Below are 18,762 nucleotides of genomic sequence, written 5' to 3'. Positions count from 1 at the left end.
TCTGGCGACGGCGCGCCGCCCCGCGAAGTCCAGGGTGATTGCCCGTCAGGATTTTTTCTTGCGCTGCGCCGCACGCCGCACCTGGCGGCTCTGCCGGGCCAGGTCGCGCTCGGCCTGCTTCGCACGCTCGGCCTCGCGCCTGGCTTTCAGGCGCTTGCCCAGCATGCGCGCAAAAAAGAAGGTGAGCGCGAAGCTCGCCAGCATCAGGAACAGGCCGATACCGTCGGTGCTCATCATTCCACCCGGGTGATGCGGTTGGGCTTGAAGCCCAGGTCGGCCGCCTTGCCCTTGCGACCGCGCGCGGCCCGGGCGTTGTTGAGGCTGCGGATCTCCAGCGTCTCGTCGCGCTCCTTGCCACCGCGGCCGATGCCTTCGATCTTGATGCTGCGCGTGTAGGCGCAGGCGCCCGCCAACGTGTCCTTGTCTTCCAGGTCGATCAGCATCAGGCCGCGACCGCCCTTCTCCATCGACTTGAGTTCGCCGATCTCGAAGGTGAGGATGCGCCCGCCGGTCGACGCGCAGGCCACGTGCGTGGCAGCGGCCAGTGGCTGGCCGCCGGACGTGTTGGCCACGTGCGAGGGCGCGCAGATGGCTTCGCCCTCGCCCACGCTGATGAAGGCCTTGCCGGCCTTCTGGCGCGAGACCAGATTCTCGACCGTCGCCAGGAAACCGTAACCGCCCGTGCCACTGAGCAGCAGCGTGGCATTGGCCGGGCCAGCGAAGTAGTGCAGCGGCTGCGTGCCACTTTCCAGCTCGATCAGTGTGGTGATGGGCTGACCGTCGCCGCGCGCCCCAGGCAGGCTGGCCACCGGTACGCTGTAGACGCGGCCGTTGTTGCCGAACACGATCAGCGTGTCCACCGTGCGGCATTCAAACGTGCCGTACAGGCCGTCCCCGGCCTTGAAGGCGAAGCTGGCGGCCTCGTGGCCGTGGCCGGTGCGGGCGCGCACCCAGCCCTTGCTGGAGATGACCACCGTGACCGGCTCGTCCACCACCTTGATTTCGGCGACGGCCTTCTTCTCAGCCTGGATCAGCGTGCGGCGCGGGTCGGCGAAGGTCTTCGCGTCGGCTTCGATCTCCTTGACCATCAGGCGCTTCAAGCTCGCCGGGTTGGCCAGGATGTCTTCGAGCTTGCCCTGCTCCTCGCGCAGCTCCTTGAGTTCCTGCTCGATCTTGATCGCTTCGAGTTTGGCCAGCTGGCGCAGGCGGATTTCCAGGATGTCCTCGGCCTGGCGCTCGCTGAGCCGGAAGGCCTCGATCAGCGCGGCCTTGGGCTCATCGCTGTGGCGGATGATGCGGATCACCTCGTCGATGTTCAGCAGCACCAGCTGCCGGCCTTCGAGGATGTGGATGCGGTCCAGCACCTTGTTCAGGCGGTGCTGGCTGCGGCGCGTGATCGTGGTCTGGCGGAAGGCGATCCACTCTTCCAGCATCAGGCGCAGGCTTTTCTGCGTCGGCCGGCCGTCCAGGCCGATCATGGTCAGGTTGATCGGCGCCGAGGTCTCCAGGCTGGTGTGGGCCAGCAGCGCGGTGATGAGTTCCTGCTGTTCGATGCGGCTGCTCTTGGGCTCGAACACCAGGCGCACCGGCGCGTCCTTGCTCGACTCGTCGCGCACCGCGTCCAGCACCATCAGCATGCTGGCCTTGAGCTGGGTCTGGTCCTGCGTCAGCGCCTTCTTGCCGGCCTTGACCTTGGGGTTGGTGATTTCCTCGATCTCTTCCAGCACCTTCTGGCTGCTCACGCCGGGCGGCAGTTCGTTCACCACCAGCTGCCACTGGCCGCGCGCCAGGTCTTCGATCTTCCAGCGCGCGCGCACCTTCAGGCTGCCGCGGCCGGTGCGGTAGGCGTCGGCGATGTCGCCCGCCGGGCTGATGATCTGGCCGCCACCGGGGTAGTCCGGGCCGGGCAGGATGGTCAGCAGCTCCTCGTCGCTCAGCTTGGGGTTCTTGACCAGGGCCACGCAGGCGTCGGCCACCTCGCGCAGGTTGTGGCTGGGGATTTCGGTGGCCAGGCCCACGGCAATGCCGCTGGCGCCGTTGAGCAGGTTGAAGGGCAGGCGTGCGGGCAGTTGCTTCGGCTCTTCGAACGAGCCGTCGTAGGTGGGAATGAAGTCCACCGTGCCCTGGTCGATTTCGTCGAGCAGCAGGCCGGAAATCTTGGCCAGACGCGCTTCGGTGTAGCGCATGGCGGCGGCACCATCGCCGTCGCGGCTGCCGAAATTGCCCTGGCCGTCGATCAGCGGGTAGCGCTGGGAAAAGTCCTGCGCCATGCGCACCAGCGCGTCATACGCCGCGCTGTCACCGTGCGGGTGGTATTTGCCCAGCACGTCGCCCACCACGCGGGCGCTCTTGACCGGCTTGGCCGCCGTGTTGCCGGAAAAGCCCAGCCCCATGCGGTCCATGGCGTAGAGGATGCGCCGCTGCACCGGCTTCTGGCCGTCGGACACGTCGGGCAGGGCACGGCCCTTGACGACCGAGAGGGCGTACTCGAGGTAGGCACGTTGCGCGTAGGCGGCCAGGTTGTCGTCGCCGGGTTCGGCCACAGGTTCGGGAGTGATCAGGTCTTGGGTCATGGGGTCTCAAACTGGAAGAAAGGGTGCCATCAAGGGCACGCCTGTGCCGGCGGGGTCAACCGCGGCCAGGGGGCAGCGGCGGCGTGGGCGCGGCAGCGGGTATTGCCTCGGCCCTCGCCTCACTGACAGTCCGCGGTGGTTTGAGGCTGTGGTGCAGGTCGGTGACCTTGCGCACGTAGTTGATGGTCTCTGGGTAGTTGGGAATTCGGCGTCCGGCCTTGAGCACAGCGCCCTCGCCTGCGTTGTACGCGGCCACCGCCAACCGCACATCGCCGTTGAAGTAGTTGATCAGCCAGGCCAGGTAGCGCGCGCCGGTCTGGATGTTGGTGCGGGGGTCGGTCAGGCGCTCGCTCACACTCTGCCGCCCGGTGGCGCGGACACCGAAACGCTCCGCGGTGTCGGGAATCACCTGCATGAGGCCCACTGCGCCCTTGGGGCTGACAGCACCGGGATCGAAGCCCGACTCGGTGGCGATCACCGCCTGCAGGAGTTCGAACTCCAGCCCGTGCTGGCTCGCCGCCTCGCGGATCAGATGCCGCACCGCCTTGAATCGCGTCGACAGCTCCATGCGCGTCACGGCCGACGCCGAGGACCTGGTGGGGCGGCTGCCACCGCCCGTCCTGGCGTTGCCGGAGCCGGGGTAGAGCAGCTCATAGCGGGCGTGGAGCGGGCGGTCGGCATAGTGGGTGACGCCGTTCTTGTCGCGGTACGCCCAGACTTCGGCATGCGCAGTCCCCGCCAGCACCACCGCCAGCAGGACACCACCGAATATCAGGGCCAGACGGGGCATCACACATCCACCTCCACGGAGTCACCGTGGAGTTCCATCAGTTCACGGCGCGCGGCGGCCTCGCCTTTTCCCATCAGCCGAGTGATCAGGGCCTCGGTGGCGGCAAAGTCCATCGAACCCAGCGTCACCTGCAGCAGGCGGCGGGTGTCGGGGTTGAGCGTGGTGTCCCAGAGCTGCTCGGCGTTCATCTCGCCCAGGCCCTTGAAGCGGCTGATCTGGCACTTCTCGCGGTTCACGCCGTCCTTCTCGGCCTTGTCCAGGATGGCGTGCAGCTCGCCCTCGTCCAGCGCGTACTGCTTGGCCGCGGGCTTCTTGCCACGCGCCGGCACGTCCACACGGAACAGCGGCGGGCGCGCCACGTATACATGACCAGCCTCGATCAGCTTGGGGAAGTGGCGGAAGAACAGGGTGAGCAGCAGCACCTGGATGTGCGAACCGTCCACATCGGCGTCCGACAGGATGCAGACCTTGCCGTAGCGCAGGCCACTCAGGTCGGGCGTGTCGTTCGGCCCGTGCGGATCGACACCGATGGCAACCGAGATGTCGTGGATCTCGGTGTTGGCGAACAGGCGGTCGCGCTCGACCTCCCAGGTGTTGAGCACCTTGCCGCGCAGCGGGAGCACGGCCTGGCACTCCTTGTCGCGACCCATCTTGGCGCTGCCGCCGGCCGAGTCGCCCTCCACCAGGAAGAGTTCGTTGTGCGCGGTGTCGCGGCTCTCGCAATCGGTCAGCTTGCCGGGCAGCACAGCCACGCCCGAGCCCTTGCGCTTCTCGACCTTCTGGCCTGCCTTCTGGCGGCTCTGCGCGGCCTTGATCGCCAGCTCGGCCAGCTTCTTGCCATAGTCCACGTGCTGGTTGAGCCAGAGCTCCAGCGCCGGGCGCACGAAACCGCCGACCAGGCGAACGGCGTCGCGCGAGTTCAGACGCTCCTTCACCTGGCCCTGGAACTGCGGGTCCAGCACCTTGGCACTCAGCACATAACTGGCGCGCGCGAACACATCTTCGGGCAGCAGCTTGACGCCCTTGGGCAGCAGCGCATGCAGCTCGATGAAGCTCTTGACCGCCTGAAACAGACCGTCTCGCAGGCCGCTGTCGTGCGTGCCGCCGGCGCTGGTGGGAATCAGGTTGACGTAGCTCTCACGCACTGGCGCGCCGTCTTCGGTGAAGGCCACGGCCCAGGCCGCACCTTCGCCATCGGCGAAGCTGTCGTCCCTGGCGTCGGCGTAGCCCTCGCCCTCGAACAGCGGGATCACCGGGTCGGTGGTCAGGGTCTGCTGCAGGTAGTCGCGCAAACCGCCCTTGTATTGCCAGGTCTGCGTATCCCTGCTTTTCTCGTTCACCAGCGTGACCTGCACGCCGGGCATCAGCACCGCTTTGCTGCGCAGCAGGTGGGTCAGTTCGCCCAGCGGCAGCGCGGGCGAGTCGAAGTACCTGGCGTCGGGCCAGGCGCGCACCGTGGTGCCCTGCTTGCGGTCGCCCTCCCCCTTGGGCGTCACCACCAGCGGCTCGATCACGTCGCCGGCACCGAAGGCCAGTTTCGCCACCTGACCGTCGCGGAAGCAGGTGACTTCCAGACGGGTCGAGAGCGCGTTGGTCACGCTCACGCCCACCCCGTGCAGACCGCCGGAGAAGCTGTAAGCACCACCCTTGCCCTTGTCGAACTTGCCGCCGGCGTGCAGGCGGGTGAACACCAGCTCGACCACGGGTGCCTTTTCTTCGGGGTGCAGGCCGAAGGGAATGCCGCGGCCGTCGTCTTCCACGCTCACCGACCCGTCGGTGTGCAGCGTGACCTTGATCTTCTTGCCGAACCCAGCGAGCGCCTCGTCGGCCGCGTTGTCCAGCACCTCTTGAATGATGTGCAGCGGGTTGTCGGTGCGGGTGTACATGCCCGGCCGCTGCTTGACCGGCTCCAGTCCCTTGAGGACGCGGATGGAGCCTTCGGAGTACTCGTTCGATTGGGTTGCCATCGGGAAATTGTAAGGTGAGGCCCTTCAAAAGCCTGTATGCAAACACAGATACCGACCGCCGCCTGTCCAGCAATGCCAGGCGCTCATCAATCTGCGCGAGAAATTTCACCACCGCGCGTCCACCCTGCGACGCCTTCGGGAAAGCCGGATTCGCTACAGTGCCGGGATGTCTTCAGCTTCTCCCATCTCCGTATCACCAGCGCGCCTGTCGGCCGCACAGGTGCTGCTCTGCGGCGCCGCCATCGTCACCCTTTCCATGGGGGTGCGCCATGGTTTCGGTCTCTGGCTGCAGCCGATCACCCAGGACATGGGCTGGACCCGGGAAAATTTTTCCTTCGCGCTGGCCATCCAGAACCTGGCCTGGGGCCTGTTCGGCATCTTCGCCGGCATGGCGGCCGACCGCTTCGGCGCCTTCCGGGTTCTGGTCGGCGGAGCGGTGCTGTACGCGGCAGGCCTCGCAGGCATGGCGCTCTCGCCCACGCCGTTCGTGTTCATGCTGACCGCCGGCCTGCTGATCGGCGCGGCCCAGGCCGGCACCACCTATGCCGTGGTCTACGGTGTGATCGGTCGCCAGATCCCTGCGGAGCGCCGCTCCTGGGCCATGGGCGTGGCGGCGGCGGCCGGCTCCTTCGGCCAGTTCCTGATGGTGCCTGTGGAAGGCTGGCTGATCTCGGGCTTTGGCTGGCAGCAGGCGCTGCTCATCCTCGGGGCAGCGGTGCTGCTGATCATGCCGCTGGCACTGTTCCTGCGCGAGCCGGGTTTCAGGGGCGGGGCGGCACCAAAGCGCGAACAGACCATCGGGCAGGCCCTGCGCGAGGCCTTCGGCTACCGCAGCTTCCAACTGCTGATGGCGGGCTACTTCGTGTGCGGCTTCCAGGTGGTGTTCATCGGCGTGCACATGCCCAGCTACCTCAAGGACCACGGCCTCTCGCCGCAGGTGGCCAGCTACGCGCTGGCCATCATCGGCCTGTTCAACGTGATCGGCACCTACGCCGCCGGCGCGCTGGGACAGCGCCTGGCCAAACGCCACATCCTGGCCTTCATCTACCTGGCGCGCTCGGTCGCCATCGTGGTCTTCCTCTGGGCACCGCTCACGCCCACAAGCGTCTATGTCTTCTCCGCCGTGATGGGCGTGCTCTGGCTCTCGACGGTGCCACCGACCAACGCGATGCTGGCCCAGATTTTCGGCGTGGCCCACATGTCCATGCTGGGCGGCTTCGTGTTCTTCAGCCACCAGATCGGCAGTTTCATGGGCGTCTGGCTGGGCGGCGTGCTCTACGACCGGACCGGCAGCTACGACGTTGTCTGGTACATCTCGATCGCCCTGGGCGTGTTCGCGGCCCTGGTGAACTTGCCGGTCCGCGAGTCGGCCATCGAACGCGGCCCGCAGCGTGTGGGGGCCGCCGCGTGAGGCCGCTGGCCGTCAGGGCGCTGGTCTGGGCCGCCGTGGCCCTGGCCCTGCTGGGCACGCTGATGCTCTACCAGCGCCCGGACTTCCTGGTGAATCTGGCCGACCAGCTCTGGAGCTGTTTCTGATGCACGGCACGGAGTCGCCTTCCCCCTGGGTGCAACGCTGGTCGCACCTGGTGCCGGTCGGCGGCACCGTACTGGACGTGGCCTGCGGACAGGGACGGCACCTGCGCTGGTTCGCCGGCCGCGGTCATGCGGTGACTGGCGTGGACCGGGACCCCACCGCTGTGGCAGCAGCGGCCAGCGCCGGGCGGGTGGTGCAGGCCGACATCGAGAACGGCCCCTGGCCCTTCGAAGGACAACGCTTCGACGCCGTGGTGGTGACCAACTACCTCTGGCGCGCGCTGCTGCCCGTGATCGTGGACAGCGTGGGCGAGGGTGGCGCGCTGATCTACGAGACCTTTGCAACCGGTAACGAATCGGTCGGCAGACCGTCCCGGCCCGACTTCCTGCTGCAGCCCGGCGAGCTGCTGCAGGCCTGCGCCGGCCTGCACGTGGTCGCCTATGAAAACGGCTTCTGCGACCACCCGGAGCGCTTCGTGCAGCGCATCACCGCCCTGCGAAAACGTCCGTCAGACGCCTCCGTGCCGGCGCGCCACCTGCTCCCTGACTGAGCGACTGCGCTGGGTAGAATGCACGATTCGCGCGCGAGCCGCCGGATCGATTTCCTCAACGTGTCCGGCGCACAGGCCGGCGCCTCTGACTTGAGCCCGAGAACATGAAGACCATCACCGGCAGCATCGTTGCCCTCGTCACCCCGTTCCACCCCGACGGCAGCGTCGACTACCCCACCCTGCGCAAGCTGATCGACTGGCACATCGCCGAAGGCACCGACTGCATCGGCGTCGTCGGCACCACGGGCGAGTCGCCCACGGTGAGCGTCGAAGAGCACTGCGAGATCATCCGCGTCTCCGTCGAACAGGCCGCCAAGCGCGTGCCGATCATGGCCGGCTGCGGCGCCAACTCCACCGCCGAAGCCATCGAGCTGGCGAGATTTGCCCGTGGCGTCGGTGCCGACTGCCAGCTGCAGGTCGTGCCCTACTACAACAAACCGACGCAAGAAGGCCAGTACCAGCACTTCAAGGCGATTGCCGAAGCCACCGGCGACCTGCCCATCGTCCTGTACAACGTGCCCGGCCGTTCCGTCGCCGATATGAGCGTGGACACCGCACTGCGCCTGGCGGCGGTGCCCGGCATCGTCGGGATCAAGGAAGCCACCGGCAACATCGAGCGCGCCCAGTGGCTGATCCGCGAGGCGCCGGAAGGCTTTGCAATCTACTCGGGCGACGACCCGACGGCGGTCGCCCTGATGCTGTGTGGTGGCCAGGGCAATGTCAGCGTGACCGCCAACATCGCGCCCCGACTGATGCACGAAATGTGTATGGCCGCCATCGCCGGTGACGCCCGCAAGGCGATGGAGATCCAGCGCCGCCTGATGCCCGTGCACAAGAACCTCTTTGTCGAAGCCAATCCGATCCCCTTGAAGTGGGCGATGGAACGCATGGGCCTGTGTGGTGGCACCATGCGCCTGCCCCTCACGCCCATGAGCTCCCCGTTGGAACCGGTGGTCGAGGCGGCACTCAAAGAGAGCGGCCTGATCTGATCACGCCGCTGCCAGGTCCCACCAAGACGTCATCCAAGCTGCCCATGTCCATCACCTCACGCTCTCTGTCTTCGCGCATCCGCCCCACCGTGTCGCTCCGCTGGGGCGCCGTGGCCATGGCAGCCTTTCTCGCCACGGGCTGCTCCGTGCTCGAGGAAGACAAGATCGACTACCGCAGCGCCCGCCAGGTCAACTCCCTCGAAGTGCCGCCGGACCTGACCCAGCTCAGCCGCGAGTCGCGCTACCAGGTGCCTGGCGCCACCGTGACGGCCAGCGGCTACCAGACGGCCCAGCCAGTTGCGGGTTCCTCCGACACCGCCGCCAGCAAGATCGGCGATGTCCGCATCGAGCGCGCGGGCAGTCAGCGCTGGCTGGTGGTGGACCGCCCTGCCGACAAGGTGTGGGGCCCCGTCAAGGACTTCTGGCAGGAGAACGGCTTTGTGCTCACCCTGGACCAGGAAACCCTGGGGGTGATGGAGACCGACTGGGCCGAGAACCGCGCCAAGCTGCCGCAGGACGTCATCCGATCCACACTGGGCAAAGTGTTCGACAGCCTCTATTCAACGGGGGAGAAGGACAAGTTCCGCACCCGGCTGGAGCGCACCCCGTCGGGTGCCACAGAGATCTACATCAGCCACCGCGGCATGATTGAGGTCTACACCGATGCCCGCAAGGACCAGACCGTCTGGCAGCCGCGCGCGGCCGACCCCGAGCTGGAAACGGAGTTCATGCGCCGGCTGATGGTCAAGCTCGGCGTCACCGAGGCCCAGGCCAAAGCGGTTACCGCATCGGCACCGACGCCTTCTGCGGCCCGTGTGGTCACCGTCAACAACCAGCCCGCCGTGCAGCTGGAGGACGACTTTGATCGTGCCTGGCGCAGGGTCGGCCTGTCGCTGGACCGCACCGGTTTCACCGTCGAGGACCGCGATCGCAGCCAGGGCGTGTATTTCGTTCGCTACGTGCCCGCAGACGCCACCGCCGAGTCGGCCAAGCCCGGCTTTTTCAGCCGTCTTTTCAGCAGTTCGCCCGCCCAGGCCAAGCCGGTGCAATACCGGATTGCCGTGCGCAGCAGCGGCACCAATACCACGGTGTCCGTGCTGAATGCCCAGGGACAACCCGACACCACGGCCGATGGAAAGCGCATCGTCGAGTTGCTGGCCGCTGATCTGAAGTAAGGGCCACGCAGGCAAAAGAAATGCCGCCCGAGGGCGGCATTTCTTTTGGCCGGACGATTCGGACCTGGGCCCGAACCGGCTGGGCAATTACTGAGCAGGCTTGGCAGCAGCCTTGGCAGCTTCGGCGGCCTTGTCGGCAGCTTCCTTGGCGGCGTCAGCACCAGCCTTGGCAGCGTCGGCGGCGGCACCAGCGGCGTCCTTGGCGGCATCGGCAGCAGCGCCAGCGGCGTCGGCAGCAGCAGCGCCGGCAGCGGCACCAGCGGCGGCGCCAGCGTTGGCAGCAGCAGCGCCAGCATCCTTGGCGGCGTCGACAGCAGCGCCAGCGGCGTCCTTGGCAGCTTCAACGGCGGGGGCTGCAGCGGGAGCAGCAGCTTCTTCCTTCTTGCCACAAGCGGTCAGGGCGATGGCGGCGAGCAGGCTGGCCAGCAGAACGGTCTTTTTCATGGTGATTCCTCAGGATGTGGATGAAAACAAAAAAATGAATCAACCACAAAAAAACCCGAATCGATGATCCGGGCTTGGTTGACCCAGTCGCTTACCGCTATTAACGATTGCGATCTGGAACGAAATCATACGCCGGAACTGCAAATCCGTATTTACCCTTGTCAACTTTTTCTTTTGTTGACAGTTGGCGTTGCAAAAACACACGCCGTTGGGATTCTTGTCACAAACCGAGGACCGTCGCAGGAAACGAAGGGCAGCCCTGCTGCCAGCAGGCCTGCAACCGTTCATGGAGCAGCGTTCGGCGCTCGGGTCGGCGACTGGCGACCATCAGACAACGGCCGATGTCCAGCCGCTCCATGGTCCAGTCGGGTGACCAGATGGCACTGGGCAGTTCACCCCCCGCCACCGCGCGGCATGCGTGGGCTTCGACGATGTGCGACCAGGTCGTGCGCCACTGCACGAGCCTGGGGTGCAACTCGCGCAGCCGGTCAAAGTCCATGGCCATGAACTGGATCTTTCTGCCGCGACAGGCCCAGTCATTGAGGGCGTCAATGACGGACCTCTCGCCCAGAGGCCAGTCGGCGAAATCAGGATCACTGAGCACAATCTGGGTCCAGCCATCGCGGGCGGCGGTTTGCAATGCCAGCCGCACCAGATCCGCAAACTCGCGGCGCCCCTGAATACGCCCTTCCGGCAATGCTGGGAGATCGTCCGGTATCGGCTGTTGCGTCATCTCTCAGTCCTTTTCACCACCCGCCGTGGACTCCGCATGGAGCCAGCCGGCCTCGAACCAGTCCTTCAACAGGGCCTGAGCGTCGGCGCTGGCACGGCGCACCTGCGCCGCACCCAGGCGACGTTGATCTGCCAGGACGCGCATGAGGCGGGCGTCGGCTCCAGCGGCCCGAAAACTCTCTCCGTTGATGAACAGGTGCCTTGAGTCGTACATCATGCGGGTGCGCCGGTCCAGGCGCAACGCCGTCCCAGGCTGCCATGGGCCCACGGGCTCTTCGAACCACACACGGGGCTTGGGCTCGGTCATCACTTCGCCGAGGGCGCAGGCCAGCGAAGTGCGCTCGGCGAGCATGCGCTGCAGGGCATCGGCCGCAAAGGCCTCCAGCGAGGCCGGCATCGCGGCCGGGTGGTCGGTGGCCTCCTGCCCGGGGTCGCGGTACAGCGTGCTGTCCTCGAACTCGTCGGCCATGCGTTGGAGCAGTTCGCCGGCGAGCCCTCCGCGCTGGGGCACGCGGAATCCCGCCGAGTAGGTCATGCAGTCGTCGCCGACGGCAATGCCGTCGTGTGCCCAGCGCGGCGGCAGGTACAGCATGTCTCCGGGGTTGAGCAGGTGCTCCTGCTCGGGCTCGAAGTTGCTCAGTATCTTGAGCGGAACATCAGGCTCCAGCGACAGGTCCTTTTGCCGCCCGATGCGCCACAGACGCTGGCCGCTGGCCTGCAGCAGGAATACGTCGTAACTGTCGAAATGGGGCCCTACACCACCGCCATCGCTGGCCCAGGAAATCATCAGGTCGTCCAGGCGCGCGTCGGGCACAAAACGGAACCGGCCCAGCAGATCGTGCGCCGCGTCCAGGTGAAGGTCCACCCCCTGCACCAGCAGGGTCCAGCGCTTCTGTTTCAGGGGCGGAAAGGCCGTGCGGGCAAAGGGACCGTGCCGGAGCTGCCACCCGGCCGGCTTGTGCACGATCAGGCGGGACTCGACCGATTCCTGCGCGGCCAGCGCAAACAGCTCGGGGCGTGTGAGCAGGGGCTGGAAACCGGGGAAGGCATTGCGGATCAGCAAGGGCTTTTTCTGCCAGTAGCGCTGCATGAACCGGGCCGGCGACATGCCGCCCAGCATCTGCGCCGGCAGGTCCACAGAAGGAGCGCCTGCGATGGAATCGGTGTGTGGTGTCATGGGACAATTGTCGGATGAAAATCACCGAACAATGTGTGGTCGCGCTGACCTGGACACTCAAGGACACGCTGGGCGAAGAACTCGATGCACTGGACGAGCCCGTCGAGTTCCTGGTGGGTGGCAATGATCTGCTGGCCAGCCTGGAGAAGGCGCTCCAGGGCCACGAGGCCGGCGATTCGCTGGAACTGCAGCTGGAGCCGCACGACGCCTTCGGTGACTACGACGACCGGCTGCTGTTCCTGGAGCCGCGCCACCTGTTTCCCGAGCACCTGGAAGAAGGCATGGGCTTCGAGGGACTGCCGGAGGGTTGCAGCGCCGCTGCCCCCAAGGACCGTCTGTTCTTCGTCAGCGACATCTACCCGGACCACGTGGTCATGGACGGCAACCACCCGCTGGCGGGCATCGCGCTGCGCATCCGGCTGAAAGTGCACGAGGTGCGCGAGGCCGAGGTCAGCGAAATCGGCCGGGGCACGCTGGGCACCGGCTTTTTCCGGATGCAGGTGGACCCCTCAGGTCCCGGCGACGAACCACCTCAGGCGCCCACCCTGCACTGACGCAGCGCGCGGGCAGCGCCGGTCAGCCGCGCCCGGTCGATCCGTAACCGCCCGCGCCGCGTTCGCTGGCCTGGGCGAAATCACTCACCACATTGAAGCGGGCCTGCACCACGGGCACGATGACCATCTGCGCAATGCGCTCCATGGGTTCGATGGTGAAGGCCACATCGCTGCGATTCCAGGCGCTCACCATCAGCTGGCCCTGGTAGTCGCTGTCGATCAGACCGACCAGGTTGCCCAGCACGATGCCGTGCTTGTGGCCCAGACCCGACCGGGGCAGGATCATGGCGGCGTAGCCCGGGTCGGCGAGGTGGATCGCCAGCCCGGTCGGCACCAGTTGCCAGGCGTTGGGCGCCAGGGTCAGCGGCGCGTCCAGGCAGGCGCGCAGATCCAGGCCCGCGCTGCCAGCCGTCGCGTAGGAGGGAAGCTGGTCCGCCATGCGCGGATCCAGCACCTTGACATCGATCTGCATGTTTCGGGTTCCGCAGAAGGGGCTCACTGCCCCGTCTTCTCGCTCTTGAGTTCGTCTTCCAGCGCCTTGGCAGGATCGACCTCCTCTTCAGCGGGTTCGGCCGCATCGCCTTCGGCGGGCTGCTCGGCCCCCTCCATGCCCTGGGTCGGGTCCTGCTCCTCTTCCTGTTCGAGGCCCGGCATGTTGTTGAGCATGTCGGTCACAGTGGCGTCGTCCACCTTGGCGGCGGCCTCGATATTGCCGATCACCAGCTTCGGGTAGGCAATGACGACGGACACCATGATCACCTGCAGGATGATGAAGGCGATGGAGCCCTTGTAGATCTGCGCCGTGGTCACCGCAGGGATGCGCTGCTTGGTCACCTGGTCGGTGTAGTCGTTGCGGGCAGCCACCGAGCGCAGGTAGAACAGAGCGAAGCCGAAGGGTGGTGTGAGGAACGAGGTCTGCAGGTTCATCGCAAGGATGATGCCGAACCAGATCAGAGCCATCTCCGGCGGCGCGCCTTCAGGCAGCAGCTCCGGCAGCACCTTGGCCGCCACTGGCGCGAGCATCGGCACCACGATGAAGGCGATCTCGAAGAAGTCGATGAACATGCCCAGCACGAAGACCAGCAGGTTCACAATGATCAGGAAGCCCAGCGCACCGCCCGGCAGCTTGTCGAACAGGTGCTCGACCCAGATGTGACCGTCGGCTGCGTTGAAAGTAAAGCTGAACACGGTGGAGCCGATCAGGATCGACAGCACGAAGATGGCCAGCTTGGTCGTGTTCTCGCCGGCCTGCCTCATCAGGTCGAGGCTCAGGCGCTTGCGCGAGGCCGCCATGATCAGCGCGCCCAGGGCGCCCATGGCGCCGCCTTCGGTGGGCGTTGCAATGCCCAGGAAGATGGTGCCCAGCACCAGGAAGATCAGCACCAGCGGCGGGATCAGCACGAAGGTGACCTGCTCGGCCAGGCGGGACAGCAGGCCCATGCGGGTGATGCGGTTGACGATGGCCAGGGCCAGGGCCAGCAGCGACGCCACGGTGATCGACATGATGACCACCTCGTCCCCTGCTGCGTCCATCTCGCGGCCGATCATCGGGTTGATGATGGCGTTGTGGTTCTGGGCCCAGATGTACCCGGCCACGCCGCAGATCGCCAGCAGCAGCAACAGCGAACGGTGGCCGCTCGCGCCATTGGGTTCGCGGTAGATGCGCGCCTCCTGGGGCAGCGCCGGCACCCAGTCGGGCTTGAAGATGGCCACGGCCGCGATGAAGGCCAGATACAGGCCCACCAGCATCAGGCCGGGCAGCAGGCCACCGGCGTACATGTCGCCCACCGAACGGCCGAGCTGGTCGGCCAGCACGATCAGCACCAGCGACGGCGGAATCGCCTGCGCCAGCGTGCCCGAGGCGGTGATGGTGCCGGTGGCGATCGTCCGGTTGTAGCCGTAGCGCAGCATGATGGGCAGCGAGATCAGGCCCATTGAGATCACGGCCGCAGCGACCACGCCGGTGGTGGCGGCCAGCAGCGCGCCCACCAGGATCACGGCCACGGCCAGGCCACCGCGCACGGGGCCGAACACCTGGGCCACAGTCTCCAGCAGGTCCTCGGCCATCCGGCTTCGCTCCAGGATGATGCCCATGAAGGTGAAGAACGGAATGGCCAGCAGGGTGTCGTTCTGCATGATGCCGAACACCCGCAGCGGCAGGGCCTGGAACAGGTTGGACGGAAACAGCCCGACCTCCATGCCGATGAAACCGAAGAAGAGGCCAGTGGCGGCCAGAGAAAACGCCACCGGGAAGCCCATGAGCAGGAACACCAGCAAGCCGGTGAACATGATGGGCACGAAATTGGATGCAATGAATTCCATGATGGTTCTCTCGCCTCTTATTGCGCGGCCTTGAGGCGCTGCTGCTCTTCTTCCAGCAGTTGCTGGGCCAGGAGTTCTTCTTCGCTCGGACCTTCATGGGCCAGCACGTCCGGACCGTTGCCGGTCAGGAAGGCGATGCGCTTGATGAGCTCGCTCAGGCTCTGCAGCGCGAGCAGGGCAAAACCAGCCGGGATCAGTGCGTACACCGGCCAGCGGATCAGGCCTCCCGCGTTGGACGACATTTCACCGGATTCGTAGGCGTTCACGAACAGCGGCCAGCCCAGCGTGGCCATCATGTAGCACAGCGGAAACACGAAGACGATGATGCCGATCACGTCCACCCAGTTGCGGCCGCGCGCGCTGAACTTCGACGAGATGAAGTCGATGCGCACATGGGCATTGCGCAGAAAGGCGTAGCCACTGCCCAGCATGAACACCGCCGCGAACAGGTACCACTGGATTTCCAGGAAGGCGTTGGAGCTGGTGTCGAAGAGCTTGCGCACGATGGCGTTGCCGGCACTGATCATGGTGGTCGCCAGGATGAACCACATGGCGAGCTTGCCGATGCGCTCGGTCAGCGCGTCGATCAGGCGGGAGAGCGTGAGGAGGAATGACATGAAGGTCCCCTTGTGTTGAAGGGTGCAGGCGCGAGGGATTCAGAAAAATGTCAGGGTACCTTCCACGCAAAAAAACCCCGTGGGGACGGGGTTCTTTTGCGGAAGGCCGTGAAGCTTACAGCTTCTGGCGCTGCATGAAGTTGTCGAAGTTGGCTTCGGTGAAGCGGAACCAGACGTTGGCGTCCTTGCGGAAGGCCGAGTAGTCGGTGTAGATCTTCTTCCAGGCTGGGTTGGTGTCGTTCAGCTCGGTGTAGAGGGCCATCGATTGCTTGAAGGCCTCGTCCATGACGGCCTTGGGGAACGGCAGCACCTTGGCGCCGTTGGCCACCAGGCGCTTGATCGCCTGCGGATTGCGGGCGTCGTAGCGGGCCTGCATCTCGGTGTGGGCGTAGGCCGTTGCAGCTTCAACAATGGCCTGGTATTCCTTCGACAGGGCGTTGAAGGCGGCCTTGTTGATGTAGAAGTCGAGCTGGGCACCGCCTTCCCACCAGCCGGGGTAGTAGTAGTTCTTGGCAACCTTGAAGAAGCCCAGCTTCTCATCGTCGTACGGACCGACCCATTCGGTCGCGTCGATGGTGCCCTTTTCCAGCGCCTGGTAGATCTCGCCGCCAGGAATGTTCTGCGGCACACCACCCATGCGGGTCAGCACCTTGCCGGCAAAACCGCCAATGCGCATCTTCAGGCCCTTGATGTCGGCCACGGTCTTGACTTGCTTGCGGTACCAGCCGCCCATCTGGGAACCGGTGTTGCCACCGGGGAAGTTGATGATGTTGTACTTGTCGTAGAACTCGCGGAACAGCTTCATGCCGTTGCCGTCGAAGTACCAGGCGGTCAGCTGGCGGCTGTTCAGGCCGAAAGGAATGGCCGTGCCCAGAGCAAAGGTATCGTCCTTGCCGAAGTAGTAGTAAGGCGCGGTGTGACCGGCTTCGACGGTGCCTTGCTGCACACCGTCCACGATGCCGAACGCGGGCATCAGTTCACCGGCGGGGTGCACGGAGACGACGAACTTGCCGCCGGACATCGCATTGACTTTTTCCGCGAACACTTCGGCGGCACCGTAGATGGTGTCCAGCGCCTTGGGGAAGCTGGAGGCCAGGCGCCAGCGGATGGCGGCCTGTGCATGCACAGCGGGGGCTGCTCCTGCGGCCAGCACACCGGCGATGCCGGCGTGCTTGAGGATGGAACGACGATCCATGTTGTATGACTCCGTGGTTGGTATTTCATGCCCGCCCGGAAGGGTCGGGGACTTCTGCAGTCCGGGCCATTGTAGGAACGCACCCCCCCCCTTCCGTGGGGGTTTTCCCTCGAAATCAGAGCAAGATCGTGAACGCTTTCAGGCTTTTGCAAGCTTGCTGCACTCAAACCGTGCAGGCTTTCGAAACGCCTCAAACAGGCCGTGAAATTTCTTCAACGCGGTCGTTCAGGCGGCCGCCTTGAGACCACCGGAGCCACCCAGCACGTCGGCAAAACGTTGCCTGATGGACGACTCGATGCCGCTGGCATCCAGCCCCACGTTGGCCAGCAGCCTGGCGGGATCACCGTGCTCGATGAACTCGTCGGGCAACCCGAGCTGCAGCACGGGCATCGACAGACCCTCGGCCTGCAGGGCCTCCAGCACGGCACTGCCGGCGCCACCCATGACGCAGCCCTCTTCCACCGTGACGAGCGCCTGGTGGCTGTGCGCCATCTCGCGCAGCAGGTCCATGTCAAGCGGTTTGGCCCAGCGCATGTTGGCGACGCTGGCACCGAGCGCCTCGGCGGCCGCCAGCGCCGGATGCAGCAGGGTTCCAAAGGCCAGGATGGCCACGCCATGGCCACGCCGCCGCACCTCGCCCTTGCCGAACGGCAGCCCATCCAGACTGGCCGGCACCGCCGCGCCCACACCGGCACCGCGCGGATAGCGCACCGCCACCGGGTGGTCCTGGTGGTGGGCCGTCGACAGCAACTGGCGCGTTTCCGCCTCGTCCGACGGACAGGCGATCGACATGTTGGGGATGCAGCGCAGGTAGGCGATGTCGTAGGCACCGGCGTGGGTCGCGCCATCGGCACCCACCAGGCCCGCGCGGTCCAGTGCGAACACCATGGGCAGCCTCTGCAGCGCCACATCGTGAATCAGCTGGTCGTAGCCCCGCTGAAGGAAGGTGGAGTAGATCGCGACCACCGGCTTCATGCCTTCGCAAGCCAGCCCGGCGGCAAAGGTCACCGCGTGCTGTTCGGCGATGCCGACGTCGAAATAGCGGCCCGGGAACTTCTGGTGGAACTCCACCATGCCCGAGCCCTCGCGCATGGCTGGGGTGATGCCGACCAGCTTGGGGTCGGCGGCAGCCATGTCGCACAGCCACTGTCCGAACACCTGCGTGAACGTGGGTTTGGGGGGCGTGGCCGGCTTGACCAGGCCCACGGCGGGATCGAACTTGCCGGGGCCGTGGTAGGCCACGGGGTCCGCCTCGGCCAGCTTGTAGCCCTGCCCCTTCTTCGTGACCACGTGGAGGAACTGCGGCCCCGCACCGTTGTCCAGCAGGTGGCGCACGTTCTCCAGCGTGGGGATGAGCGAGTCGAGGTCGTGCCCGTCGATGGGACCGACGTAGTTGAAGCCGAACTTCTCGAACAGCGTGGCCGGCACCACCATGCCTTTGGCGTGCTCTTCCAGCCGCTTGGCCAGTTCGAACAGCGGCGGCGCGCCCTTGAGCACAGTCTTGCCGACGTTCTTGGCGGCGGCGTAGAACTGGCCGCTCATGAGCTGGGCCAGGTAGCGGTTGAGCGCGCCCACCGGGGGCGAGATCGACATGTCGTTGTCGTTGAGGATCACCAGCAGGCGGCCGTGTTCGACACCGGCGTTGTTCAGCGCCTCGAAGGCCATGCCCGCGGTCATGGCGCCGTCACCGATGATGGCCACCGCGTGGCGGCTCTCGCCTTTCATCTTGGCGGCCAGTGCCATGCCCAGCGCCGCCGAGATGCTGGTGGACGAGTGGGCGGTGCCAAAGGTGTCGTACTCGCTCTCGTCGCGGCGCGGAAAACCGCTGATGCCACCGAGCTGGCGCAGCGTGGACATGCGGTCGCGGCGGCCAGTCAGGATCTTGTGCGGGTAGGTCTGGTGGCCCACGTCCCAGACCAGCCGGTCTTCGGGCGTGTTGAAGACATAGTGCAGCGCCACCGTGAGCTCCACCGTGCCGAGGTTGGAGCTGAGGTGCCCGCCGGTTTTCGAGACGCTCTGCAGCACATGGTCGCGCAGTTCGTCGGCCAGGGGGCGCAGCTGCGTGCGGGACAGGCGCCGCAGGTCGGCCGGGGATTCGATGGTGGACAGCAGGTTGCTCATGGGGCAGGTATTTCGCTTGAGG

Annotated in this window: 18 protein-coding genes; 6 read left to right on the top strand and 12 right to left on the bottom strand. The window is 66.0% G+C overall.

The features are described 5' to 3' along the window. Positions 1 to 45: 45 nt before the first annotated feature. From DD542_RS04290 to DD542_RS04275, 4 genes are read right to left on the bottom strand one after another with little or no spacing between them, the layout of a single operon-like run. Positions 46 to 234 carry a hypothetical protein gene (locus DD542_RS04290; protein WP_066158979.1) on the bottom strand — a complete coding sequence of 63 codons (189 nt, stop codon included), beginning with the start codon at positions 232 to 234 and terminating at the stop codon, positions 46 to 48. Then, a complete protein-coding gene (gene parC / locus DD542_RS04285; protein ID WP_066158982.1) occupies positions 234 to 2,573 on the bottom strand; it encodes a DNA topoisomerase IV subunit A in 2,340 nt (779 codons plus the stop codon). Before parC ends, DD542_RS04290 begins: the two co-directional genes overlap by 1 nt. 55 nt (positions 2,574 to 2,628) lie before the next feature. Then, complete coding sequence (locus DD542_RS04280; protein ID WP_127804043.1) at positions 2,629 to 3,363, bottom strand: transglycosylase SLT domain-containing protein; 735 nt, start codon at positions 3,361 to 3,363, stop codon at positions 2,629 to 2,631. Then, positions 3,363 to 5,330 (bottom strand): DNA topoisomerase IV subunit B, encoded by a 1,968-nt coding sequence (locus DD542_RS04275; protein ID WP_066158988.1) that lies wholly within the window; start codon positions 5,328 to 5,330, stop codon positions 3,363 to 3,365. Before DD542_RS04275 ends, DD542_RS04280 begins: the two co-directional genes overlap by 1 nt. A 166-nt stretch (positions 5,331 to 5,496) precedes the next feature. Between DD542_RS04275 and DD542_RS04270 the strand changes: the two genes are divergently transcribed. The 5 genes from DD542_RS04270 to bamC all read left to right on the top strand — a co-directional run bounded on the left by DD542_RS04270 (position 5,497) and on the right by bamC (position 9,578). Next, positions 5,497 to 6,741, top strand: coding sequence for an MFS transporter (locus tag DD542_RS04270; RefSeq protein WP_079366051.1), 1,245 nt, complete (start codon positions 5,497 to 5,499; stop codon positions 6,739 to 6,741). Next, positions 6,738 to 6,866 carry a hypothetical protein gene (locus tag DD542_RS24175; RefSeq protein WP_256861488.1) on the top strand — a complete coding sequence of 43 codons (129 nt, stop codon included), beginning with the start codon at positions 6,738 to 6,740 and terminating at the stop codon, positions 6,864 to 6,866. The genes DD542_RS04270 and DD542_RS24175 overlap by 4 nt, the downstream gene beginning before the upstream one ends. Beyond that, positions 6,866 to 7,414 (top strand): class I SAM-dependent methyltransferase, encoded by a 549-nt coding sequence (locus DD542_RS04265; RefSeq protein ID WP_127804041.1) that lies wholly within the window; start codon positions 6,866 to 6,868, stop codon positions 7,412 to 7,414. The genes DD542_RS24175 and DD542_RS04265 overlap by 1 nt, the downstream gene beginning before the upstream one ends. Positions 7,415 to 7,518: 104 nt before the next feature. Continuing rightward, entirely contained in the window at positions 7,519 to 8,403 is an 885-nt protein-coding gene (dapA, locus tag DD542_RS04260) for a 4-hydroxy-tetrahydrodipicolinate synthase (RefSeq protein WP_127804039.1), read from the top strand. Between the two features lie 44 nt (positions 8,404 to 8,447). Continuing rightward, on the top strand, positions 8,448 to 9,578 hold the full coding sequence (gene bamC / locus DD542_RS04255) for an outer membrane protein assembly factor BamC (RefSeq protein WP_127804037.1): 1,131 nt from the start codon (positions 8,448 to 8,450) through the stop codon (positions 9,576 to 9,578). A gap of 87 nt (positions 9,579 to 9,665) precedes the next feature. On the opposite strand, the gene DD542_RS04250 is transcribed toward bamC, so the two are convergent. The 3 genes from DD542_RS04250 to DD542_RS04240 all read right to left on the bottom strand — a co-directional run bounded on the left by DD542_RS04250 (position 9,666) and on the right by DD542_RS04240 (position 11,931). Beyond that, positions 9,666 to 10,022: a hypothetical protein gene (locus DD542_RS04250; protein WP_066159009.1), complete on the bottom strand. Its 357-nt coding sequence runs from the start codon at positions 10,020 to 10,022 to the stop codon at positions 9,666 to 9,668. A gap of 220 nt (positions 10,023 to 10,242) precedes the next feature. Beyond that, the gene (locus DD542_RS04245; protein ID WP_127804035.1) at positions 10,243 to 10,755 is read right to left on the bottom strand and encodes a hypothetical protein; all 513 of its coding nucleotides are present in this window, start codon (positions 10,753 to 10,755) and stop codon (positions 10,243 to 10,245) included. Positions 10,756 to 10,758: 3 nt separating this feature from the next. After that, positions 10,759 to 11,931 carry a cupin domain-containing protein gene (locus DD542_RS04240; protein WP_127804033.1) on the bottom strand — a complete coding sequence of 391 codons (1,173 nt, stop codon included), beginning with the start codon at positions 11,929 to 11,931 and terminating at the stop codon, positions 10,759 to 10,761. 14 nt (positions 11,932 to 11,945) lie between these two features. Between DD542_RS04240 and DD542_RS04235 the strand changes: the two genes are divergently transcribed. Continuing rightward, the gene (locus tag DD542_RS04235) at positions 11,946 to 12,485 is read left to right on the top strand and encodes an FKBP-type peptidyl-prolyl cis-trans isomerase (protein WP_079366048.1); all 540 of its coding nucleotides are present in this window, start codon (positions 11,946 to 11,948) and stop codon (positions 12,483 to 12,485) included. Between the two features lie 22 nt (positions 12,486 to 12,507). Here the strand turns inward: DD542_RS04235 and dut are convergent, their stop codons facing one another. From dut to dxs, 5 genes are all read right to left on the bottom strand, one after another. Then, positions 12,508 to 12,957, bottom strand: coding sequence for a dUTP diphosphatase (dut, locus tag DD542_RS04230; RefSeq protein WP_127804031.1), 450 nt, complete (start codon positions 12,955 to 12,957; stop codon positions 12,508 to 12,510). Positions 12,958 to 12,980: 23 nt separating this feature from the next. Next, entirely contained in the window at positions 12,981 to 14,807 is a 1,827-nt protein-coding gene (locus DD542_RS04225) for a TRAP transporter large permease subunit (protein ID WP_127804029.1), read from the bottom strand. Between the two features lie 17 nt (positions 14,808 to 14,824). Beyond that, on the bottom strand, positions 14,825 to 15,424 hold the full coding sequence (locus DD542_RS04220) for a TRAP transporter small permease subunit (protein ID WP_066159027.1): 600 nt from the start codon (positions 15,422 to 15,424) through the stop codon (positions 14,825 to 14,827). A 115-nt stretch (positions 15,425 to 15,539) separates the two neighbouring features. After that, a complete protein-coding gene (locus tag DD542_RS04215; protein WP_127804027.1) occupies positions 15,540 to 16,619 on the bottom strand; it encodes a TRAP transporter substrate-binding protein in 1,080 nt (359 codons plus the stop codon). Positions 16,620 to 16,844: 225 nt separating this feature from the next. Further along, positions 16,845 to 18,740, bottom strand: a complete 1,896-nt coding sequence (gene dxs, locus DD542_RS04210; RefSeq protein ID WP_127804025.1) for a 1-deoxy-D-xylulose-5-phosphate synthase — start codon at positions 18,738 to 18,740, stop codon at positions 16,845 to 16,847. Positions 18,741 to 18,762: the final 22 nt, after the last annotated feature.

Source organism: Hydrogenophaga sp. NH-16 (assembly GCF_004006415.1).
Lineage (GTDB): Bacteria > Pseudomonadota > Gammaproteobacteria > Burkholderiales > Burkholderiaceae_C > Hydrogenophaga > Hydrogenophaga pseudoflava.
The sequence above is the reverse complement of the archived record's forward strand: the minus strand, read 5'-3'. Positions and strand labels throughout refer to the sequence as shown.